This is a genomic window from Prosthecobacter sp., assembly GCF_044226605.1.
GTDB lineage: Bacteria > Verrucomicrobiota > Verrucomicrobiia > Verrucomicrobiales > Verrucomicrobiaceae > Prosthecobacter.
This window is the reverse complement of the sequence record NZ_JBGAGS010000007.1, coordinates 253,561-279,254: the sequence shown is the minus strand read 5'-3', so window position 1 is coordinate 279,254 and position 25,694 is coordinate 253,561. Positions and strand designations below refer to the sequence as shown.

At 62.2% G+C, this 25,694-nt stretch carries 2 protein-coding genes; one reads left to right on the top strand and one right to left on the bottom strand.

Features of this window, described 5'->3' with window-relative positions:
* Nucleotides 1–174 precede the first annotated feature (174 nt).
* Complete coding sequence (locus ACILSO_RS11640) at nucleotides 175–369, top strand: hypothetical protein (protein ID WP_395737575.1); 195 nt, start codon at nucleotides 175–177, stop codon at nucleotides 367–369.
* Here the strand turns inward: ACILSO_RS11640 and ACILSO_RS11635 are convergent.
* Nucleotides 362–25,666 carry an autotransporter-associated beta strand repeat-containing protein gene (locus ACILSO_RS11635; protein WP_395737574.1) on the bottom strand — a complete coding sequence of 8,435 codons (25,305 nt, stop codon included), beginning with the start codon at nucleotides 25,664–25,666 and terminating at the stop codon, nucleotides 362–364. The two genes, ACILSO_RS11640 and ACILSO_RS11635, sit on opposite strands and share 8 nt — an antisense overlap.
* Nucleotides 25,667–25,694 lie beyond the last annotated feature (28 nt).

Here is a 25,694-nt window from a genome sequence, read left to right as displayed (position 1 = left end):
ATGGGTGAAAAGGAAGCGTGTTTTTTGGCAAGGGAATGTGGGGCAAAGGAATGACCGGAAAATTGGCCGCAGTTATTTGGACCAACTCTTCACTTCGCCCTGATGACGGAGCGGTCCCATTGGCTGCGTTGGTCGCTTGCCTGTTATTTTCAAACAGCGGACAGCGCTCCCGCCATGCCACCGGGCGGCTGCGCTCGCCGGATAATCAATGACCACCTTTTCGAGAACTGGTCTGACAAGGGGCTGTCCGAGAGGTGCCTGCGCGAAGCGAGCTCCAGCATCCGGCTGAAACCGAATGCTGCATTTTTGGAAACGAACCTTGAGGCGCTGAAGCCCGAGCTTTGTGCTGAAAAGGCGGCGATCAGCTGATGGTGCTGCTACGACGGCGACGGCGGATCATGAGGCCGGCGAGGCCAAGCAGGAGGAAGAGGATGCGGGAGGGCTCAGGAACGGCGACGATGACGAGAATGCCGCTGCTGGCGAAGAGATCAGTATTAAAGCTCAGGCCTGAGGTGAGCGAGACGCTGGTAAAGTCGAAGGATGTCCCGCCAGCAATGCTGCCAGGAGCGGTCCAGTCGATGAGGTTGAAGACGTCTCCGTTCACCGGAGTGTAGCCATTGAGGAAGGAACCGTCGATTTTGACGATGCCGTTGATGTTCGGCGCGGAAGCACCCAGAACACGGAGGCTGTCGTGGGCGGTGGTTCCGACGGTGTAAGTCTCCCATGCAGCCGGAACGCTGCCAATGAGGCCGGTGAGGTTGCCATTGGCATCGATCTGCGCCTGGACAGTGGACACATCATTGAGGGTGGCTCCGCCGAGCTGCATCAGCAGGGTGCCGCCAGTGCTGACGGTGAAGTTTCCACCTACCGTAAGCTGGCCGGTGGCGATGCCGGGAGCCACGATGCCAGCGCTGCTCACATTCAGATCTCCGCCCACGGTGCCCGTGCCGCCGAGGATGCCGTGATTCACGTTGGTGGCGCCTGTGTTGGTGTTGACCGCAGTGAAGATCAGGCTGCCATTGCCTTCCTTGTTGATGGGGCCGGCACCGGTCACGACGCCGTTCACTGTCAGAGTGGTGGAGGCTGCCGTGTCAAAGGTGCCGCCACCCGCGGAGATGGAGACGCCACGATTGGCGCTCAAAGAGGTGGTGGCAGTTGTCTTGAGAGCACCGTTATTGCTGGCATTGCCCAGAGTCAGCTGGTCAGCCACAAAGCTGGCGGGAGCGGCGCCCAGATTCGCCTCGGAGGAGATTTGCAAAGCACCATTTCCAACGGAGGTCTTGCCTGTGAAGGTGGCGCTGTTGTCGCCACTGAGAGTCCAGGTGCCCGTGCCCGATGAACTCTTGAAGAGGCGCTGGGAACCGGTGATCTGACCGCTGAGTTCACCATCGCCATCGCCGCCAATGACGAAGTCCTGGGTGCCTGCGCTGAGATTGACATTGCCCGAGATCAGCAGGCTGGAGCCAGCAACGGCCAGAATGCGGGCGCGCTTGGAGGAATCCGTGCCGGTGTCCACCGTCAGGCTGCCGCTCCAGGAATTGCTGCCGCTACCATTGAGAAGAACGGCATCTCCGGTGGCGCTGGCGGCCATCGCAAGGGTTTCCCCCGTCACAGCGATGTTGCTGGAGAGCTGCAGGGTGCCTCCGGCAGCCACAGTGGTGCCGTTGGTGGTGCCGCCGAGAGCGCCGCCGTTGGAGATGACGAGGGTACCGGCAGAAACGGTGGTGGCGCCAGTGTAGCTGTTGGCGGTTTCGAGAACCAGAGCACCCGCAGTGGTTTTGTTCAGGGTGCCGCCGCCGTTGAGTTCAGCGAGATTTCTGAGTGTACCGGACTGAGCATTGAAGGTGATGACTGCGCCGGCGGTGCCAACGGTGCCATTGGTCATGTCCAGGGTGCCGCCATTGAGGGTGATGGCAACGGTTTCGTTTCCGACGCCATTGGTGTAAGCGACATTGCCACCGACCGTGAGGGAGCCGCCGAGGATGTTGATGGCGTTGTTGATGGAATTCTGGGAGAACAAGGAGGTGCTGCCCATGCTGATGTCATTGGTCACGGTGACATCGCCGGAGTTGATGGTCAGCGAGGAGGCGGCGGTGGTGGCGGTGCTGACGGTGGCCGGGGCGGCGTTCACAGCCATGTTAAGCGAACCGATGGTGGTGGTGCTGCCGGACACAGTGACGGTGGCCGTGGTGCCGCTGGAGGAGCCGGCGCCGCTGCCCGTGTTGCTGCCAAGATTCAGCGTGGTGATGGTGGTGGTGCCGATGCCACTGATGCTGAGGGTGCCGTTGGTGGCGCCGGTAGAGGCGGCTGTGCTCACGGAGTTGGTGCTCATGGTGAGCGTGCCAATGGTCACCGTGGTGCCTGCCGTAGTACCACCCAGATTGAGCGTGCCGTTCATCACGCCGGATGTGAGGGTGGAGCCGCTGCGGGTGGCAACGTTGACTGTGGTGGCGTCAAAAGTGCCGGTGTCAAAGGTGAAGGACCCCGTGCCACCGCCTGTGGTGCCGGCACTACGGCCCCCAATGGACAGAGTGCCCAGGAGCAGATCTGCGCCGTGGGCTGTGAGGTCCACGGTGCCAGAGGGGATGGCGGAAGTGGCGGTGCTGCCATTTTGGACGTTCATGTCAGCGCGGCCGGTGCCCGCCAGATTGCGGATTTTGAGCGTGCCGGTGCCGCCATTGAAATCAAGAGTGCCCACGGCGCGGTTTGCCGCCCCGCCAATGTTGATGGTATTGGCGTTAAATTCATTGGTGCCACTGCCAAGTTTGATCACCTCAGGGACAGCGCTGTCAGGTGAATCGGATGTGATGGTCGTGGCGAAGATGGTGCTGGTGGCTGCCAGGACAAGCGTGGAACCCGCAGCAGCGGATCCCCCCGAATTGACGGCTTCGCCAACACGGAAGGTGCCGGTGCCGAGGTTGGCGTAAAAGGTCGAAAGGCCGCTCAGGTCCAGAACGGCTGCACTGCTGACATTGGTGGTGGCACCGTTGCCAAGGACAACGCCGGCGTTTGTAGGGGCGCCTGCCGCGCCGATGGTGAGAGTGCCCGGGCCGCTGACGGTCAGCTTGGTCATTGAAGCCGTCACGGTGGGGTTGTAGCCGAGCGTGACCGCACCATTGAGACGGAGGGTCTGCCCGGCGCCGATGCTGATGAAGTTGGCGGAGGAGGAATTGGTCTGCACCAAGGTGGCACCCGTGAAGGTGGCGCTGCCGTTGTCGAGATTGAGGGTGCTGAGATTGACGGAACCGGCGGTGGATCCCATCGTGAGACCGCCGGTGAGGGCAGCCGTGGTGGTGATGGCGGTGGTGCCGCCATCGAGGATGGTCGCACCCGTGTAATTGTTTGCCGCCGTGGCGCTGAGGCTGGAGATGGTCAGAGTGCCGGAGCCGTCTTTATTGAGGCTGCCAGTGGTGATGCCGATGGGGCTGGTGATAGTGGTATTGCCCGAGCCGCCAATGGTGAGAGCGAAGGTCGCGCCGGTGATGGCACCTGCACTGTTCAATGTGAGCGTGCCGGCATCCGAATTGATGCGGGTCGCGGCAGCCAGCGTGATGGAGCCGCTGTAGGTGTTTGTGCCGGAGATATTGCGCAGAGCGCCGCCATTGCCGACACCGGTGCCGCTGAGTGAGAGAGCCTCAGAGGAGACGGTGATGTCTCCCTGAAGTTCCAACGCAGCGCCAGAGACGACCGAGGTGCCGGCCGCGCTGGTGCCCAGGGCGGTGGCGTTACGGATATTGAGCACGCCTGCACTGACTGTGGTGAGACCGGTGTAGGTGTTCGCTCCGGCGAGAGTGAGGGTGCCCGCGCCCGCCTTGGTGAGGGAGCGGTTGTTTCCGGCGTCTCCGACGACACCGCCCAAGGCAAGGTTTTGAGCGGAGACGGTGGCCGTGAGGCTGGTGCCGAGTGTGACCGCACCCGTGCCGAGGCTCAGGCTCTGAGTGCCAGTGAAGGTGAAGTCACCATTCAGGTTGACCGCCGTATTGGAGAGCGTGGCCAGTCCTGCGCCGGTGTTGTTGAGGGTGGTTCCAGCAGCGATGGTGAAGGCACCGGTGCCGAGAACACCGTCGCTGTTCAGGTTCAAGGTGCCGACAGCGAGAGTGAAGCTGCCTGCGCCAGAGGAGCCAACGCCGCTGAGGGTCAGAGCACCTGCACCGGTCTTGGTGACGCCGCCCACGAAGGTGACAGGGCCCGCCAAGGTAAGAGAGGAAACGCCCGTTCCATTTACCGACCAAGTCTGCGTGGTGCCGGCGATGACCGGGGCACCGATGGTGACTGCGCCAGCATTGGCAGCCACCGCAATGCCATTGGTGGCACTGACGGGACCGATGCTGAGCGTGCTGGCAGCACCGCCAATGCCGGAATTGATCGTCACCGCCGTTATGCCCGTGGGTACACTGGTAAACTGAAGGCTGTCGATGGCAAAGGCCTGGTCCAGGGTGGTGGCAATCGTGTTGCCGACAGTGAAGGGAGCATTGGCGGCACTGAAAATGACCGCATCGATGCTGCCCGGAGCAGTGCCAGGGTCTGTAAGCCCGTCCGCGGTGCTCGACCAGTTGGTCGTGCCGGTGGGAGCCCAGGAGCCGCCGGCGACCTGACCGGTCCAGTAGCGATTGCTGAGGATGAAGGTGCTGACGGAAACGAGCGTGTCCGTGGCGCTGATGATGTAGTTGAACCCGCTGGGTGCATTGCCGATGACGTAGTTCACAGTGTTGCCGCCGGGATTGAGGCCACCGTTGACGGAACGGAGCAGATTGTAGGTGGTGACTCCCACCGTGCCGGTGAAGTCGAGCGTGATGGTGCCATCCGCGGAGGCGGTGCCGAGAGCGCCGATGGTGATGCTGTCGTTGGTGCCGAGACTGTTCAGCTCGAGGCCGAGATGCGCTCCATCATGGAGTGTGAGCGCCGCGGCGGCGTTGCCGAGCGTGAGATTGTCGATCACGGAGTTGTTGAAGCTCATGATGCCAGTGGAAGCCACGGTCAGGGTGCTGATGCCGTTGGAGCCGAAGCTGGCGTTCAGAGTGCCGTTGTTCACCGCGACTCCGGCAGCGCCACTGTTGAGGATGGTGGTGCCTGCAATCTGAACGGTGCCGAGGCCCGTCTTGACGAGGCCGCCGCCACTGCTGGTGACGCTGGAAACGGTCAGGGTGCTGGCGGGATTGACCACGTCCAACGTGCCTGAACCTGTGCCGATGACGACCGGGCGATTGAGAGCTGTGGTGCCAGCAGCGGTGTAGCTGATGCCACCGCCGTCGAGATTCACAGCGGTCGTATTGCCGAGCGGACCGCTGGTGACGGGCGCGCTGGCGAAGGCGATGAGGCCGCCTTTGACGGTGAGCGGACCGGTGAAGGTATTGGCCGCGGTGAGGGTCAGAGTTCCGGTGCCGGACTTGGTGAGGCCAAGGTTGTTTTCATTGGCGCCGACGCCGCCAAGCTGGCCGTCGAAGGTGGAGGTGGCGCTGCTGTTGACGGTCAGGGTGGAGAGGGTGGCCGAGCCGCCCACGATGCTGTTCAGCGTGTTGGCGGCAACGCTGCCCTGGATGCCAGCCACTTCCTGATTGAAGCCGTTGAGCTTGTATTTGCCAAAGGTGGCGGTGCCGTTGGTGGCCTGCAGGCGGAGAATGGTGGTGATGGGGAGGGCGTTGTTGACGGAGTTCTGAACGGTGATGCCCTGAGAGGCCAAGGTGGTGAGGATGGTGTCTCCCGTGTAGGAGGACTGGCCTTGCAGATTGTAGAGCGTGGAGCCGTTGTTGGCCGCACCAGCAGCGAGGGTGAGATCGCCGGTGCCAACGACGCCTTGAACGATGTTGACGGTGGCGAGATTGGCCTGGTAGGTGTCAAGAGCTGCACCACCGGCGAGGGTGATGAGGCCTCCAAGGGTCAAGGTGCCGGAGTTCAAATTGAACAGCACTGCGCCATAGGAATTTGCGCCCGCGCCCACACCTGTGCCGGTGAGGGTCAGGTTTTCGGCCAGAGTCATGCTGGCCGTAATGCGCAGAGCACCGCCGGATTGAACGATGGTATTGCCCACGGTGGAACCCAGCGTGGCAGTGGCTGTGGAGAGGGTCAAAGGACCGGCGGCGATGGTGGTGACGCCATCAAAGGTGTTGATGCCGCTCAAGACGAGCTGTCCCGAACCTGCTTTCGTCAGGTTACGCGTGCCACTGACGATGCCACTGACGGTGAGCGTGGTGCCTGTGTCCGTGACAGTCCAAGTCTGGTCCGCACCGAGGGTGACGGGTGCGCCGATGGCGAGGGTGGCGGGAGCGCCGGTCTGAACCGTGATACCGGCCGTGGCCACGGCAGGAGTGATGGTCAATGAACCGCCGGTGCCAGCATTCAGGTTGATCGTGGCGAGCGGACCGGAGCCGAGCGTATTGTTGTAGGTGAGGTCTTTGATGCTGAAGGCGGCGTCGAGCGTGGTGGTCAGCGTGGTGCCGGTGACGCCAGCAGCGCTGTAAAAGACACTGGTGTTAATGCCAGGGGTGCCGTTGGCACTGATGGTGCCCTGAGTGCCCGTGGAGTCGGTGGCAAAGTTGGTGTTGCCGGTGGCTGCGGCGACGCCGGTCCAGCTAGTATTGACGCCGCCCTTCCAGTAGAAATCCCCGGTGGAAGCAGTCGTGGACAGCTGCACCAAGGTGGCGGTGCTGGGGAGGAGACTGAGCTTCATCCCGGACACGGCACCTGTGATGGCACCCAGGGTGTAGGTGGCATCGGTGAGTCCGCCACCTGCGGTGAGAAGGTCGTACGTGCCGGCACCCAAGGTTGGAAGCAGGTTCAGGTTGAACTGCACGGTGTTGGCCGTGGTGGCGGCGGCGGAAGTGATGTAATGGTCGTAGGCACTGCTGGAGCCGATGTCCATGCCAAGGATTGCGGTGCCTGTGCCCGCACCGAGATTGAGCGTGCCAGCACCGAGATTGAGGGTCTGGCCCACCGTGTTGAGGGTGTTCAAGGTGCCCCCGGCCGCCACGGTGATGCCTGTGGTTTGCAGAGCCGCCCCGGCGGACCCGGTGATGCTCAGCGTTCCCGCATTGACAGTCGTCGTGCCGGTATAGGTGAGCGTAGCACCGCTGAGAGTCTGGGTGCCGATGCCGGTTTTGATCAGCGAGATGGAACCTGAAGTATTCTGAAGGGTTCCAGCGAAGGTGCTGGTCTGATCATTGCCACCAACGGTGAGGCTGGCGTTTCCGGTGCTGTTGTCCACAATGGCGGTTCCGGCGCCGCTGCTGGCGAAGCCGTTGATGGACTGGTTGAAACCATTGAGGTCCAGGGTGGCGGTGACACCGGTGCCTGGATTCATGGACACGTTTCCTTTGCCCGTGCCGCCAGGAATGACGGAACTGGCTCCCATTCTCACCGTGCCTGCACTGATGGTGGTGTTGCCGCTGTAGGTGTTCGAACCAAGCATCGTGGTGGTGCCGACGTTGGTGATGGTCAGAGCATTGTTGGTGGTGGTGACCACGCCATTGGCGATGACGCCATTGATGGTGGTGTCTCCGGTGCCTGCGATGGTGAGTGTGCGTGCGGTGGTGCCCACGTCATTGCTGATGTCCACGTTGTTCAGCGTCAGGACATTTCCGGCACCAATGTTGTTGGTCAGCGTGCGGCTGCCACCGGTGGCGCCCGTCAGCTTGCCATTGAATGTGAGGTTCTGCGTACCGGAGACAGTCACGGCCGTCAGAGTGATGGCATTGGACAGGGTGCGCGCTGCATTCACCGCCTGCAGGGTGCCTGCGGTCAGCGTGAGCAAACCACTGGCGATACCACCATTGCTGGCGCTATTGAACTGGATCGTCCCCGTGGTCAGGGTGGTGGCGCCGGCGCTGCTGTTGCCACCGGAAAACACCAGCGTGCCCGCCGCGACGTTCATGGTGGTGGTGCCGGTGTAAGTGTTGTTGCCGGCGAGCGTCGTGATGCCGTTGCTGGTGACGGTGAGCACGTTTGACACCACGGAGGAAGTGAAGTCCTTGATATCGCCGAGTATGGTGGTGCCGGCTGCGGTGGCGCCTGCAATGGTCAGACCGCCGGTGACGGTGGCGGAGTTGGAAAGGAAGACGGTGGAGCCTGCCTGGCCGATGGTGAGCAAACCGCCGCCGGTGATGCTGTTGGTCAGGGTGCGGACGGCCGTGGAGTTGTTGGTCACGGTAAAGTTGCCGCTCATCGTCAGGTTCTGCGAACCGGAAACGGTCACCGCAGTAAACACCGCGGGGTTGGAGATGCTGCGTGCTGCGCCCACCGCCTGCAGAGTACCTGCCGTGATGGTGAACGTGCCGACGGCAGCCATGCCGCCATTGACCGAACCGCCAAGCTGCATGGTGCCTGCGGTGAGGGTGGTGCCGCCCGTGCCGCTGTTGCTGCCATTGAAGACGATGGTGCCTGTGGTCAGGGTGGTCAGGCCGCCGTAATTGTTGGCGCCATTAAGCGTCAGGGTGGCGGAACCGCTGTAGTTGAGGCCGCCGGCGGTGGAGGTGCCGCCATTGGTCACCGCACCATTGATGATCACATTGGATGAGCCGGCGATGACATCCACACGGCTTGTCGCATTATTGCTCAGCGCAAAGCCGCCAAGCACCAGGGTGTTTCCGGCACCGTTGATCGTGGTGGTGTTGACAGCGTTGGACGTGTTGGTCATGACCCCCATGGTGAGCGTCCGTCCCGTGCCACCAATGGTGATCGTGGGTCCGGCGATGTTGTTGTTCACCGTGCCAGGGCCGAAGTTCAGATCGCTGCTGCCGGTGAAGTTGAAGCTGCCGCCGATGGTGAGGCTGTTGACATCGGTCAGCGTGAGGGCGGAGCCCGTGATATTGTCGATGGTGCCGCCATTGATGATGAGCGTGCCGCCGGCCAGGCCGCCGTTGTTGGCGCTGGTGTTGTTCAGCAGCAGGGTACCGGCCGTCAGCGTGGTGCCGCCCGTGGCGCTGGTGTTGGTGCCGGAGGTCTTGAGCGTGCCGGAGGCATTGTTCATGACGGTCACACCATTGTAGCTGTTGGCTCCCGTCAGATTGAGAGTGCCTGAGCCGATCTGCTGCAGGCCACCGCTGCCGGTGACCGTGGCGCTGAAATTGACGGTGTCGCTGCGATTGAAGGAAAGCGTGCCATTGTCAGCGATGGAGGTGCCGTTGCTGAGACTGCCGGTGGTGCCGCCATTGCCGAGCTGCAGGGTGGCACCAGAATTGATCTGCGTAATGCCGGTGAAGGTGTTCGCATTGGTCAGGGTAGTGACGCCGGAGACGATGGTGAGGCCGGTGGTCATCGTGCCTGCTCCCAGGACATCCTGAATGATGCCATCAAACTGCGAAGTGCCGTTGATGCTGAGCACCGAGTCGGAGACAGTGCTGCTGTTGCCAACTTTCTGACTGGAAGCCGTGGCACCACCGCCAATGGCGATGGAGGACACCGTCTGGTTAAATCCGCCAAGGTCCAGAATGCCATTGCCAGCACCCAGGCCGAGGGTGACCGCGCCGGTGCCGAGGCCGTTGCTGTTACCCAGACGCGCCGTGCCCTGCGAGATTGCCGTGCCTCCGCTGTAGGTGTTGGCATCGGTGAGCACCAGGGTGCCGCCGCCCGTGATGGCGATGGCAACGCTCTTGGATGCGCCGTTGGAGATCAGACCGCCGAAGGTGCTCAGCGCCGCCCCGGTGTAGGTCAGCGTGGAATTCGTGGTGCTGCTGTTGTTGGTGATCGTCTGGTCCGCATCAATGCCAGCAGTGGCCAGTGCGCTGACGCTGAGGTTGAAGCCATTCAGATCCAGTGTGCCGCTGGTGCCGGCGGCGCCCAGGGTCACTGAGGAACCGGTGGGGACGGCGGTGGCGCTGCCAATGGCGAGCACGCCCTGCGCGACGGTGACACCACCGGCGTAGCTGTTGGTGCCAGAGAGGGTCTTCACCGCGCTCGGTGAAGACATGTTGATCAGCACCGATCCGCTGCCGGTGATGTTTCCAGTGAAGTTCGAGCTGTCGGAACGGCTGAAGGCCAGCACACCATTGTCGAGAATGTTGCCCGTGATGGAACCTGTGGTTCCACCATTGCCGATCTGCAGGGTGCCTCCCGTAATGGTTGTGGAAGAGCCTGAGCCGAAGTTATTCGTGCCAGCAAGGATGGTCACCCCCGCAATGTTTTCCAGGGTGCCGGTACCGGTGATGTCGCCCAAGACCAGCAGACCCGAACTGGTGGTGTTGAACCTAATCGCACCATTGTCCAGGATGTTTCCAGAGATACCGCCACCGGCGCCGCCATTGCCGACATTCAAGATATTGCCGGACTCAATCGTGGTACCGCCGGTGCTGCCAAGAGTGCCGGTGAGGGTGAGCGTGCCGCCGCCCATGACCTGGGTGGTGCCGGAGCCGGAGATGTTTCCGGAATAGCTGTAGGAACCGCTGCGGTTGAAGACGAGCGCGGCGTTGTTGGTGATGCCGCCAACGCCAGAGATGGAGCCGGTGGCGCCGCCCGCGCCAATGCGCAGTGTGCCGCCGCTGATCGTGGTGAGGCCGGTGTAGGTGTTGGCACCGGTCAGAGTGAGGCTGTCATTGCCAGCCAGGGTGAGCCCGAGGCTGCCAGTGGCTCCATCCTGCAGCACGCCAGCGAAGAAGCTGGTGGCCACGCCGCTCGGCGGACCGCCGACGGTCTGGAGATTGAGCGTGAGGACTGCGGCCGAGTTTCCACCGTTTTCCACGACTGCCGAACCGGGATTGGCGTTCGTGTTCAGCCCAGCGAGGGTGATGCTTTTTGAGTTGAGCTGAAGCTTTGTGCCGGCGGCGACGTTGGCGCCAAACAGCAGGCCATTGGAGGAGCCGAGCGCACCCGCGGAGCCGAGCTGGATGATACCACCGTTAAGAATGACACCGCCATTGAAGGAGTTCGTGTTATTGATGACCAGAGTGCCGGTGCCGGATTTCGTCAGGTTGGCCGTGCCGACAATGCCATTGGAGCCGGTGATGGTGTAAACGTTGCCTGCGCCAGCACTGTTGTTGAAGGTGACCGAGGAGGGGGTCACATCTCCCTCTGAAATGTTCACCGTCTTGGACCCCGCGGCGGTGTCGTCGAAAAGCACCACATCACCTTCGAGATAGGCGGTGGACGAAGCGGCCCCGATGAGCTTCCAATTCAGAAGCGTGGGGTCGCTGGGTGCCCAGCGCGAGCTGGCAAAACCGGTGGTGGTGTCCAGACCCGTCCATTTTGGATTGTCAGAACTGAGGGTCAGGGTGATGGCGCTGCCAGTGTCATTGAGGATGCCCGCCGTGCGGGAATTGGTGCCGGCGATGGTGCCGAGGGTGAAGGCGCTGAAGCCGGCGGTGCCAAGAATGGAGCCGCCGGTGTAAGTGAGCAGTGTGTAAGGCGTGCCGTTGGCATAACCTGACGGTGAGTTGGCGATGATGTTGATGGTAATCGAATTGATGGACGAACCCACCGTCAGCGCACCCACATTGAGAACGTTCGCAGCCCCTTCGGCAATCTGGCCGACATTGATCGTGCCATTGCTCAGGAAGGTCAGCCCGCCGCTCAATGTCAGCGAACCGCTGTTGGTGGCAGACCCGGCCTGGATGGTGCCACCGGCGGACACAGTGGTGAGCGCAGTGATCGTGCCGCTGCCACCCAGCGTACCCGAACCGCCCACCGAGATGCCCGAAGTGGCCAGGGTGCTGTTCACAAACAGGCTGCCGCCATTTACAGCAGTGGCTCCCGTGTAGGCTTGCGCCCTGCTGAGGGACATGCTTCCCGTGCCCACCTTGGTCAGACCGCCTGAAGCGCCGGAGATGACGCCTGAGTACACGGTGGAGGCATTGCTGCCGCCGGTGGTGAGCGTGCCCGATCCCAGGGAGACATTGCCTCCTGTCGTGCCGCCACCAGCCAGGGAGCCGATGGACTGATTGTTGCCATTCAAGTCGAGCACCACGCCGCTGGTGTTGTCCAGCGTGAAGGCTGAGGAACTGGAGAAGACATTGGCACCACCGGCGAGGAGCCTGCCGCCGCTGACCTGAGTCGCGCCTGCATAGGTGCTGGAGCCGCTGAGGGACAGCGTGCCCGCTCCGCTCTTGAGGATTCCGCCGCCCGTGCCGCTGTCGCTCAAAGTTCCGGACAGCACAGCGTCCGTGCTGGCGGAGCCGTCGTTCACCTGGATCGTGCGAATGCCGCCGTTGGTGTCGATGCCGTTTTGGAAGGTGACGGTGTTGTCAGAAGTGGTGCTGGAGAGAACCAAAAAGCTTCCGGATGGCACAAAGCCGCCGCTGTTCCAGACGACCGTGGCAGCAGCACCGCCGAGGTTCACATTGCGGGCGGCGCCAAAGGCACTGAAGCCGCCGGTGGCCGTGAACTGCACCTGATTGGCGCCTGTGCCCAGTGCGCGGGTGAGGTCGCCGCTGGCGAGTTCGATCACGCCGCCATTGATGTTTACATTGCTGTTGGCGGCCAGTGCCCCGGCGGAGGAAAGGCGGAGAATGCCCCCGGTGACGGCCACCTGCGTGCCAGCAGAGGCCAGATTGGTCCCTGCCAGAGAGAGCAAGCCCGCACCGGCCTTGGTCAGTGTGCCGTTGCTGAGAGTCACGACACCTCCGATGGTGGCCAGCTTGCCAGAATCAACTGTGATGGTGGCGCCGCCGGTGCCGATGGTGATGCCACGGTTGGCATTGAAGGTCATGTCTGCCGTGAGGTGGAAGATGGCGTTGTTGCTGATTTGCAGCTGATCCGCCACGGCGGACGATGGGAAAGAACCCAGATTCACATTGCTGCTGATCTGCAGTTCGCCACTCGTCAGGATCGTCTTGCCCGTCCAGGGGGTGTTGGTGCCGCCCAGCACCACGGTGCCCGCTCCGTTGATGGTCAGGTCTCCAGTGCCGGAAATGACGTTTGGCAGAGTCAGCGTGGTGCCCGCACCGGCAGTGAGGGTGCCGCCATTGCCCTGAATAGTCACTCCACGGTTGGCATCGTTCAGAGAAAGGGTGGCGGTGGTGGACAACTGGCCGCCGTTGAAGGTGAGCTGGTCAGCGGTGCTGGCGGCTGGGTTGGCACCGAGGGCGCCCTGGGCGGAGATGGAAAGAATGCCCTGGTTCAAGATGGTCTTGCCGGTGTAGCTGTTCGCCCCGCCCTGCATCAGGACCGTTCCGGCGCCTTCCTTGGTCAGACTGCCACTGCCGGTGACGATGTTGGCGGCGGCCACGGTGAACGTGAATCCGGAACCGACTTCGAAAATGGCGCCGCCGCTGGCGCCGAGGGTGATGCCAATGTTGTTACGGCTGCCGTCCAGGGTGACGTCGGCGGTCATGACCAGCCTGCCACCATTGAAGGTCCACTGGTCGGCGGTGAAGTTGGCGGGATTTCCACCCAGATTCGCTTCCGATGAGATGCTGATGCCGCCGAAATAAACCCCGGTGGAGAGGTACTGCTGACCGGTGATGGTCGTCTTGCCGGTGTATGTGTTGATGCCGGTCAATGTGAAGATGTTGCCCCCGATCATGGTGAGGCCCAGCGTGCCAGCACCATCCTGCAGTGTGCCATCAAACACTTTGGGAGCACCCAGGGCCATGGAGGAATTGCCCACGGTCAACACCGCGCCCGAGGCGCTGGAGTTGGTGACAAAGGTTCCCATTTCCCCGCCGATGCCGTCAATGGTTTCGTTGTGTCCTGCCAGATCCAGGGTGCCGGAGCCTTTGAGCTGCACACTGGTGGAGTTGAGGATCTGGTCACCGCTGGCAGTGTCACCGCCCAGCTGCACGAGTGCTCCATCCTCAACGGTCAGCCCGACGTTTGAGAGGACGTTGGCCGCAAAAATACCCACGGCGTTCACATTGCCGCCCGACTTGTTGAGCACCAGGGTGCCCTGGGCCACATCAAGATACAGCACGTTGTTCGTGTTGCCGCTGAGCACCAGAGTGCCGGCGCCAGTTTTGGTCAGCAACTGATATGTCGGGCTCAGCAAGGTGCTGGTAACCGTGCCGGTGAGGGTGAGCGAGGCTCCCGTTCCCACATTCAAAGTGCTGGCGCGCGTAACATTGACGCTGGCGTTTGTGAGGGTGCCGGCGTTCGAGGCATCAGCGACGCCGTCGTAATTCAGGGTGGCGCCATTGATGTTCAGCGTACCTGCGCCGGTGCCGAGGCGGTTAACCGCATTGATGCTGACCTGGCCCGCATTGATGTACACATTGCCAGAGAAGGGATTGGCGCTGGACAGGACAAGCTCTCCCGCGCCGCTCTTGGTGAGGGCCACGGCGTTGGCACCGTTGTCCGCGATGCTGGAACTGATGAGGAGAGAGGCGGCTGCGTTGTCCTGGTAAATCACGAGGTCGGCATTGGCAGCGGCACCCGAAGCGGTGCTGAGGGTGCCCCCGGAGATGGTGGAGACATTGCCACCCACGTCGGCAGTCACCAAGATGCCGCCGACATTGAGGGTGTTCCCACCGAGGTTGAGCGTACGTGCCTCGCCAAGATTGAAGCGCAGGCTGTCGGCGGCGGCGTTCGCGGTCAGCGTGGTGTCCACCCCGGCAGCCACGGTGGCGCTGCCGGAAATGGTGCTGGTGGTGGTGGGTGTGTAAGCGGAGAAAGCGGTGACCGTGGTGCCGGTGACCGCGGCCCAGTCGGTGACGGGGCCGCCCTGGGTACCGATGACTGCAAAAGGAGATTTGGTGCCTGCGGCATCCACCCAAAGCGAGTTCTGGGAAACCAGCCCGTTGGATACGCTGATTGAAGCAGGACCGTCTGATGCCAGGGTCAATGCCAGGGTGCCGCCTGTGGCGCGAGCACCCATGGTATTGATCGAAGCGGTCAGGGTGGCTCCGCTGGAATTCAGCGTGATGGCGCTGGCGCCCTGATTCACCGTCAAAGTGCCAAACGCCTGACTGTTGACGACACCGTTTTTACCGAGCAGGAGGAGGGTGCCGCCGGACAGAGTCAAAGGTGCAGCCACATTGTTTGCCAGGCCGATGATGTTGGTGGCGGCGGCGGCATTGGTGAAGTCCGCCTTCAAGGTTCCCTGGGCAATCGTGATCCCCGCGGTGCCATACGAAGAGGTGCTGGCCCCTGGATTCAGAATGGCACCGATATCGAGAGTGCCAGCACCAGTCTTGGTGTAGAGCTGTCCGAGGCGGCCTGAAGCTCCCGCGAAACCCGAGGTGATCTTCAGCGTCTGGTTCAGCGGCACGTCGATGGTGCGGTTGACGTTGTTGGTGTTTTCCGTGATGGTGATGTTGCTGGAGGTGGTGATATCTCCCGCGCCCGGCAGAATGCCAAAGATGGCGCTGCCATTGAAGTTGAGCCCGCGGTTCGTGGTCGTGTCCCCTAGATCATGCGAATGGCCGATCAGGAAGGTTGGACTGGTGGTCAGGAAAAGGGTGGCGTTCGCAAACGAGTTCGGCGCCACACTGTCGTTGAGATTGTTGAACACGACGAGGGAGGACGCCCCGGAGATATGAATGACCGGGTTCCCTGTGCCCGAGCTGATGGTGCCATTGAGCACGAGACCCGTGGTGCGGGTGTTGATCAGAATATTGGAAAGACCCTGAACGACGATATTGCCCGTGTAGGTCATCCGGCCTGCGGAGGGCACCAGATCCGTGGCGCTGTCACCGCCAAGAATGAAGGAGTCGTTGGAGATGAGACTGTTGTTGTCGAGCACGAGGTTGTTGCTGAGCGTGCGGTCACCGTAGGCGGCTCCGATGCCCACCTTGCCCAGGGAATCCGCGAACGTCGGGGAGACGTTGTTCAGGAGAATGGTGCCCGTGCCAAGCGCCTGATTATTGGCAATGTAGGCCATCGCCGTGTTGATGGTCACGGAATTAAACCCCGTATTGTTGAACGACTTGATCGTCGTGTTGCCAGTGTAGTTGTTGGAGGAGGCGAACAGCACCGCGCCGGTGCCAATGTCCAGCGTGCTGCCCGTGCCAGTGATGGCATCTGTGCGGGTGAGCACCAGAGAGCTGAGACCTGCTGCATTGGCAATGTTATTCGCCGCGATGCCCATGAGCTTGTAAGCACCCGCAGTGCCCGGGCTGAAGCGTCCGGTATACGCCACGCTGCCAAAGGCGCCGAAGCGCGCGGCGGTGAGTCCCGCCGCTTGGAAATTGATGTTCTCACTGGAGCTGGTATCCAATGCCAGTTCGCCGTCCGAGGTCAGTGTGATCCGGCTGTAGAGGGAGGTGAAGTTGGTGGCTCCCTGCAGAACGATGCCGCCAACACCCTGATTGAGCGCCACCGCGGAACTGGTGATGGTGATCCTGCCGGCAGCGTTCGTAGGCAGAGTCGTTGTGTCTGCAAACAGCACCGTTCCATTCGTGACGGTCAGGTTGCCAAGGAAGGTGGAGTTGTTGTTGCCGGTGATCCAAAGCACGCCCGCACCGGACTTGGTGAAACCGCCTGAGCTCGCGCTTGTGAGCACACCGCTGAGCCGGGCGTCGTAGCCCGTGGTGTTGGATGCGACACCGGCGGTGTTAAACGCATAGGTGCCGTTCTCCACCTGGATGGTGCGGGTGGTGAGCGCCCCAAAGTCAATGCCGTTCTGGAAGTCCACCACACCGATGGATGGATTGGAAGAGGTGCCTGCGGTGGTGCCCACCGCCTGGTCCAGCTGCAGCGTGGAACCCGAAGGCACGAAGCCGCCGCTGCCCCAGGTCACCGTGGCCCCTGCTCCGCCCAGATTGACCACCACCGAACCCGTGGCCGTGGCGGTGCCCGCACCGGCGCTGAAGCCACCATTGCCCAGCCATTGCACCTGCCCTGGCAGGGTGCCGAGGCCAGCGGTAAAGCTGGTGCCACCGGTGGCATTGAGTTCCAGCATGCCGGAGTTGGCACCTGCATTGAAGGTCAGATTGCTGGCTCCAAGCGCACTGACGTTGTTCGCGATCAGGATGCCTTGATTGATGGTCGTGGTACCAGAGTAGCTGTTGGCACCGGAGAACTGGAAGATGGACTGATTGTTACCTCCCGCAATCACCACGGAAGTAGGTCCGCCGCTCTCCCCCAGAGACGCCGAGAAAGTGGCAATGCGGCCGGCGTGGGCGCCGCCGAAGGTGAGGGTGCGGCTGCCCTGGCCGAGAAAGGCCACTGGCGTGGAGGAATTCCAGCCGCCGTTGTTGGCGGTGGTGGCAAAGTTGAGCGTGCCGCCATTCAGCCCCAGCGTGAGGCTTTGAGTGACACTGAAGTTCGAAGTCGAAGTGAGGGTGCCTCCGTTCAGCACCAGAGAAGTGCTGCCACCGAGGCGGTTCGCCGCATCGATGGAGATCGTACCACCATTGATCACAGTGGCTCCAGTGTAGTTGTTGGCCGTAGCGCCGCCATTGCTCAAGGTCAGCTGGCCCGGGCCGGATTTGGTGATGCCAAAGCCCGTTGTCGCACCGCCCACGCCAGCACTGATGGTGAGGGTGCCGCCCGAGTTGACGTAGATGGGCAGCTCAGTTCCCGTGGAATAGACGTAACCCGTGGTGGTGTTGGTCGTGGTGCCGGAGATGGTGGCGGCAGCCACACCGTTCAAAATGCCGCCCGTAGCGCCGGAGATGGCCAGATTGTTAGCGCCCAAGCCGACAGTCTTGCCGGTGGTGGTAAAATTGATGGCATTGGCGGCCGAATTCCCTGTAAACGAGCCTCCTGTCGCGACTCTGTAGTTGGTGGATGCGATGCCGCCAGTGAGCGGGAGTTCCGCGGTGTCTCCGGCATAAGCGGCGATGACATTGCTGCTGACTGTAGCCCAGGCAGTGCCATTGACAGTCGCCCAGCCACCCAGAATGCCATTGGCGTTGTTGGCCGTGGCGCCCACATTGATCGAGGTGTTGGCCACGATGGTGGAGAAATTGATGGTGCCGGTGTCGGTGCGTGTAAGCAGGCCGGTGTTCAGGGTGAGGGCGGTGGCGGTATTTTTCACCAGCGTCAAAGTCGTGCCGCCAGTGGAGATGACGGTGTTGGCAAAGGTCTGGGACTGGGCATTGGCGACCGTGCTGCCATTGAGGGTAAAGGTGCCGCCCTGAAGCTGAAGGGTGCTGCTGGGGCTGATGATGTTGCTGGTGGTGCCGGTGCTGACGAAGGTGAGCGCCAGCGTGCCCGCGCCGAGAGTAGTGGCGCCGGTGTAGGACTCACTGCCACTTGCGGGCCGGAGGCCGAGCACACCCGCTCCGACCTTGGTCAGACCAGCGGTGGAACTGCTGCCAAACGCTGCTGTGTAATTGACCGTGTTGGCACTGGTCATGACATCGATGCTGAGATTGCCGCCATTGGCGAGCACCAGAGACGAACTGTAGTCGGTGGCGACCGTGCCGGTGTAGAGCAGGCCACTGCCCGATGCCGCGGAACCGATGTTGATGTTGCCGGCAGGCAGGGTGTATGTGCCAGCCAGACCGAGCAGACCGCCATTCACCGTGATGCTGCCGGTGAAGTTGGTGGTCGAAGCACCGAGGATCAAAGCGCCGCTGGTGAGATTGATGCCGCCGGTGAAGGACTTGTCGCCAAGAAGGTAGATGGTGCCGGCTCCCACGGCGTTGAAGGTCTTCGCACCGCCGGACTCGCTCACGGCTGAGGTAATGACCAGTGCTGTATTGGCCGCTGCGCTGAAATTCACCGCGCCACTCGACTTGGAAATAGAGATCGGAGTGGTGATGTAACCCACGCCGCCAACGGGCATGCCGAGGCCACCGACGTTCGGGACAGCGTTCGTCGCAAGCGAGAAGGTGCCAATGGTGGTGGCACCTGTGCTGCCATCACGAATCGTGAAGGGGTTGGAGAGAGTCACGCCGTCCGCACCGATCATAATCGCGGAGGCGGCGCTGCCGGAGGTGTCTCCGATATTGACCGTGCCGCCTGAGTTGGCGTTGTCCGCGGAGAAGAGGACGGTTCCGTTGAGAACATTGACCGTGCCCGAGCCTGTGGCCCCTGCGCCCGCAAGCGTGAGGTAAGTGCCGGCGGTGACATTGATGGTACCGGAGTAAACGTTGGCCGAAGCACCGCCGATGGAGAGTGCGGAACCGCTGCCCGTCGACGTCAGAGTGATCGTCCGCGCGATACCGCCGTCGTTTACAACTCCCAGACTCAGCGTGCCAATTCCGATGCCGTTGACGTTGTTCAGGACGAAGGTGGGACTGCCCGAAAGAGTGGTGGAGGTGAAGGCCACGCTGGCCACGCCCGGGGCGGTGTTGCCGTTGCCATTGGAGGCAGTCACGGTGCTGCCGCCCATGGTGAGCGTGCCCAGGGTCTCCGTGATATTGCTCGCCGCAGCGGTGACACGACCTGAACTCAGGGCGAGATCCCCGTTGAGGGTGACGTTGTTGCCGAGGATGCCGCCGCTGTTGACACGCAGGTCCAACGCGGTGCCGGCCGCCATGATGATGGCTGCCTTGCTGCCGGTGCCGCCAAGCGCATTGATGTTTCCAAGGCGAAGGGTGCCCGCGTTCACAAAGACCGTGTTTCCAGCGGTGACCGCGCTGCTGTAGTCATTGCCGATCCACAGCACGCCCGCACCGGTCTTGGTGAGATTTCCGGCAAGGCCAAACTGTCCTGCGTCATCCATCTGCAGCACGCCGCTCGGAGAAGTGACATCAAAAATACCGCCGCCTGTGCCGACCACGAAGCTTTTTCCGCTGCCCGAATTGGGGTTCACCGTGTTCGCTCCGGTCAGGCTGAGGGTGGCGCCATTCTGCACGGTATAAGAGTGTGCGCCAGCAGCGCCAAGGGAGGAGTTGGCGTCCGCATTGTTCAAGGCAGCGGTATTGAATGCCAGGGTAGAGCCGACGCCATCGACGACGATGTTGCCTGTGAAGGTGCTGGTGCCGCTGAGCACCACTGTGCCGCCGCCATTGACGGTCATGGCCGTGTTGCCCGCACCTGCCACCGGCCCGCCACTGATCACGCCCGCAAGCGGAAGGACCACGCCAGACGCCACATTGAACGTCTGCCCCACCGAACTTCCAGCCAGGGTGCCGAGAGCGATGTTATGAGAGACGGTACCGCTGGTGCCGGTATACTGAAGGGTCACCAGGCTGGATGAAGTGCCCAGGGTGAGGGTGTTGAGGCCGCTGCCCAGCTGCCCGTCCGCACTGAAGCGCAGAGTGCCAGACTGGATGGTGAGCGAGGTGGTGGCGCTGCCAAAGGAGTTGCTGTTGTTGGCGAGCACCAGAGTTCCAGGACCGGCTTTGACGATGCTTCCCGTGGTGAGGCCGCTGATGAGTCCGCTGATGCTCAGGGTAGAACCGCTGTCCGCCACTGTCCAGGTTTGCGAGGCTCCCGCCAGGACGGGTGCGGAGATGTTGACGGAGGCCGGAGCTCCGGCCTGCATGTTGATGCCATCCGTGGAAGCGGCTGGAGCGATGGCGAGTGTGTTGGTGCCAGTGCCGGAAGCGATGGTCAGAGAATTGAGCGGACCGGAACCTTTGTTGTTGTTGATCACCAGGTCATTGATCGAAACATTCGCGTCCAGTGTGGTGGTCAGGCTCGTGGCGCTGAGGCCGTTTCCGCTGAAGATGACGGTGTTGGCGGAGCCGGGAGTTGTCTGGGCGTTGGCGGCACCGGCCAGATCTGTGGTCCAGTTTGTATTGCTGCCGCTGAAGGTGGTCCAGGAATTGTCAAAGCCGCCTTTCCAATACAGGCTGCCAGAAACGGCTGCCGTGGGGGTGATGCTGATGAGGATGTCGCTGACGCTCTTGGTAAAGGTGTAGCCCCCCAGCAGCACTTTGTAAGTGGCCCCGCTCAATCCGCTGGCTGCAGAGAGAAGGTTGTAGGTGCTGCCCGTCGTAAAACCCGCAATGGGTATGACATTGAGATTCACGGTGCCCGTCGTCACAGCGGCGTTGCTGGTGGTCAGGGTCCCCGTGGTGGTGCCGGCTTCGAGCCCGAGATTCACCGGAAGTCCACCACTGCCCAGATTCAATGTGGTCAGGGCTGACAGCGCGGTGCCAGTGCCGTTGAGCAGGTTCAAGGTGCCGCCATTGCTGACGGTGATGCCGGTGATGGCGCCCGGAGTTCCCAGGGTGCCATTGATGTTCATGATGCCACCGGTGGCGTTCAGAGATGCGGCACCGCTGACCGATCCGCCGTTGAGCACCGTGATCCTGCCACCCGAGCTCGCTGTCAGAGCTGAGGTGCCGGTGAGCGAACCCGACACAATCAATGTGCCCGCACTGGCCGTGGTGGCGCCGGTGTAAGTGTTTGCTCCGCTGAGCGTGAGCACCCCTTCACCCACTTTCGTCAGACCGCCGCTGACATTGGCAGCCGTGGTGACCACTCCGTCAAGGGTGGCCGCCGTCACCGCACCACCACCTGTCAGCGTGTAGGTAGGCGTGCCGGTGTATCCCACACCCGGATTGGTGATGGTGAAACCCGCCACCTTGAAGGTGCCGGAACCGGTGCCGTCATCCACCATGTTGGCGATGGCTGTGGCACCCGTGCCCCCACCCCCGGTGATAAGCACAAGCGGAGCGCCGATGTAACCAGTGCCCTGTGTGGTCGGAGTTCCGATGCTGGCGACGCCATTACCCGTCGGAGCGAGGAGTGCCTGAGCTACATTAACCGAGAAACCATTGGTGTCGATGATCGCCCCGCCGCTGGCGGAACCAAAGGCACCATTAATATACGCATTGCCCGCCACGGTCATCCCGGTCGTCAGGTCCAAGAAAGCAGCGGTGTTGGCTGTGGCCTGCAGGATGCCGCCATTGAAGTTGAAGGTGGCGGAGGAGGTGCCAGTCGCACCTTTGACGATGTTGAATGTCTGCAGTGTTCCGCCGTTGAGATTGGCGATGGTGGTTTGACCCGCGGTGTTGTTCTGACCGAAGGAAATTGAACGCACCGGGCCGTTCATGATGGTGCCACCCAGGACGTTGAGAGTGTAGGTGCCCGTCGTGGCACCCCAGCCGATGGCCAAATTCTGAGTGCCGGCAGAGTGATCGATCGTGCCGCCGGTGATGGTCACCGAGGCACCCGCACCCGTTGAACGTCCGAAGATCAGATATTCTCCCACTGTCAGAGTGCCACCTGACATCATCACGACCCCTGTTCCCGCATTTTCGGGCTGGAACCTGCCGACACTCACGGTGCCGCCAGACATGTTCAAATAGCCGTAGGAACCCGCCACGGCACCGAACTCGAAGTTGGTGTCTGAAGTGGACGTGGGGCTGATTATCGCCGTGGCTCCAGGGAGAATGTTCAGAGCGGCGTTGGCGGCAGAAAGGTTGCCAACAATGATGCCGTTGATCGTTACATTGGACCCTGGGTTCAGATTGAGAACGGAATTGCCGGCCACAGCGCCCATTGCCCATGCGGCGGAGCCTGTATTGACCGTTCCATTGATGTTCGTCGCATAGGTTCCATTGGCGACGGCGGCGGCCCCATTCAAGGTCATCGCACCCGTGGCGGTGATATTTCCGTTGAGCAGAAGCGTTCCCGCACCCGTGGCGGTGATGCCGCCGGTGCCGGAGATATTCGAAGTGACGGTCATGTCAGCGGAAGTACTGGCGCTGTTGCCAGTGATGAAGGTCGTGGCAGCCGTGGAGAGTGTGATTGTGCCACCATTGATCTGGGCGCCAAGCCCCGCGCCAGTATTCGAATAAGTAAGCCCAGCAGCCGACGAGAAAGCCAGGGTGCCACCGTTGAGATTGATGACCGGTGTGCTGGTGGCGGTGCTTCCACTCAGGGTGATCACCTTGCCGGCGGTAAGCGTGAAGCCGTTGAGGTCCAGACCCGCGATGGCGCCCGCGCCCGTGGCGGTAATGGTGATGGTGGATGCGGCGTTCAACTCGCCCAGGCCGCCGGTGCCGCCGGAACCCATCTGGATGTAGCCGTTGTTGATCAGCGTGGCTCCCGTGAAGGGCTGCGTCGCCGCATTGGACAGGGTCAGCACGCCGGAGCCTGTTTTGGTCAGAGCCGCATTTGCCACTGCGGAGGCCGTGATGATGCCAGAGAAATTGGTGGAGAGATTGTTGCCACCGACGGTCAGAATCCTCGCGGCAGACGAGGTTGTATCCGCCACCGTTCCTGAGCCGGCCAGTCCGCCCACGGTCACCGCCAGGTTGTTCATGTCGAGCGTTGCGCCGCTGGCGATGGTGATCGTGCCGGCCGTTCCGGCAAACGCGGCGGCAATGCCCGCCTTAAGCGTGCTGGTGCCGTTGATGAAGGTGGGTCCGGTGTAGGTGGACAAAGTGGTGATCTGCAACGTGCCGCCGCCAGTCAGGGTGAAGCCGCCCGCACCGGTGATGGCGCCGCCGGTGGTGAAGGTGAGCCCGCTGGTCACATCGATCGTGGCATTGCCCCCCGAGAGAGCGATGGTGTGCTGGCCGTTGCCGGTGGTCGGGATGGCGAAGGAGCTTGCGATCTGCAGGGTTGCACCATCGTTGATGGTGATGGGCGATGTGGCTGCAGCATTGCCGAGCTGGGTATTGGCGCTGACGTTTAGAATGCCTCCATCGACAAAGACAGCGCCGGTGAAGATGTTCGTGCCGGAAAGGATCAGGCGGCCGGGACCGGCTTTGGTCAGTGCCGTGGCGCCGGTGGTGCCGTCAGCAATGATGGCGCTGATCGTCAGGTCCGCGCCGCCATACTGCTGGATGATGAGGTCGCCGGCGGTGGGGGTGTTGCTGGAGAGGGCACCCGTGGTGCTGCTGATGGTGTAGGCATTGGAGCCGGTGAAGAGGAGGCCGCCGCCGGCAAGGGCGAGGTTGTTGGCACCCAAGCTCAGCGACTGGCCTGTGGTGGTGGTGGCGATCTTCAGCGTGTTGGTGGTGCGGGCGGTACCCGTGCCTACCGTCAGGGTGCCGCTGTCGGTCTGCAGGGAGTTGTTGGTGTCCGCCGTGGTGCTGGTGGTGAGGGCCAGCGTGTTATAACCGGAGTAGGCGAGAGTGGCGGTGTTGGTGCCGGTGTTCGTCGCCCAGTTGAAGCTGGTGCCGTCTGCGGTAAACACAAGGCGTCCGCTGATGTTGGTGTTGTAGGCCGTGCCCAGCTTGACCGTGGTGTTGGCGGGCGAATTGATCAACAACGCGCCGCCCGCCGCGGTCGTGGTCAGAGCCCCCACGGCCAGGGTGGTGCCGCTGGTGCTGCCATTGGCATTGGCCTGGAGCGTGCTGCCGCCGGCGAGCAGGGTCAGTGCGCCCAAGGTCTGGGTCACCGCAGTGCCGGATTTTCCCAGGACCGCAAGCGTACCACCGTTCATCTGCGGTTTGATGGCCACATTCAGAATGCTGGCTGCGGAGCTCTGGGAGAAGTCCAGATTCACGGTGCCGGCCCCGAAAGTCCAGTTGCCCGTCGCGGAACCGCTGGTGCCTGTGAGCGTCAGCGTGCCGCCACCGTTTTTGGTCACCGTCAGGTTGGCCGCCGTGGTCGAATTGAAAACACCGGAGAAGGTGGAGTTGAGGCTGCCCGCGAGATTGCCCAAAGTCAGCAGCGCGGCAGCGCCAGAGTCTGTCACCGTGCCCGCACCTGAAAGAGAACCGATGGTCACGGCCGCCGCATTCAGATCCAAAACCGCGCCGGAGGCCACGGTCACAGCCGTAGCCGCAGGCAGGAAACTGGCCACACCGCCCTGCAGGGTGCCAAAGTTCACCGATGTGGAGCCGGCGTAGGTGGCCGCGCCGCTGAGCTTTAAAATGCCGGTGCTGCCCGAAACGCCGACGGTAAGCGAGCCGGGGCCGCTGATCGCCGTGCTGTCAGTGAGGGTCTGGCTTGGGGCAACCGCAACGGTGCCGCCGGAGGAACCCAGGACGATGGCGTTTGTCATGGTCGTCGTGGCCGTGTTCAGCAGAGCGCCGCCGTTCAGGGCGACGTAACCGCCGCCGAGCGTGGTGTTTGCTCCGAAGCTGACCGTGCCTGCGTTGACGATGGTATTGACCAGAGCCGTGCTGTTGGAAGTGCTGGTAAGGCTCAGAGTACCGCTGCCAGTCTTCGTCAGGTTCACCGCGCCTCCGGCAGTGCTGGTGCCCGTGATGCCAACGACGGTGAGCGGCCCATCCACCGTCAGGGTGTTGGTGCTGGTGACATCAAAGGCTGCGCCGCCCAGCCCGATGATCGGACCGCGAGTGGTGCCGAGGCTGAAGGTGCTGGAAGCTTGCAGCGTGCCGCCGGTGAATTTGAGCGTGTTCGAGGCACCGCCGGAACCCAGGTTGTTTGCCGCCGCGATGCTGGTGATGCCACCCGCGAGCGTGACCCCGCCGCCGAAGGTATTGACGCCGCCAAGCGTCAAGGTTCCAGAACCAAACTTGGTGAAGCCGAAATTGGAGCCGCCATCACTGATGACACCGGTATTGAGGGAGAGATTTCCGGAACCTCCCAGGAATCCGCTGGAGCCAAGCACGATGTTGGAGGTGATGGTGGACGATCCCGTGGTGGCGTTGATGACAGGCGCCGCTCCTGCGCCTCCAAGCGTCAAGGTGCTGCCAGCGAGGGTGAAGCCACCGGTGTTAAACGTCAGACCGCCCGCGGTGATTGGACCGCCCAAAGTCACCGTGCCCGCTGTGCCGGAGAAAACCGCTGTATCAAGTGCATTAAGCGTGTTGCTCCAGGCTTGGTCGGTGGAAAAGACTCCATTCCACCAGTTGAGACTGGTCGTGTTCCAAGTCCCGGTGCCGCCCAAGCCTGAGCCAGAAACGAAGTTGCCGGTAGCGCTGGCATCGGTATCCCAGTAAATATTTGCACCTTTGAGCGGCGTAGCAATCTGCCAAAAGATCATCAAGAAGATCATCAATGAGCCGATGAGTCTGCGGTGGTTGCGAAGGGGCGTCATAACGTGTGGTTGAAATCGAGCCCCGTAG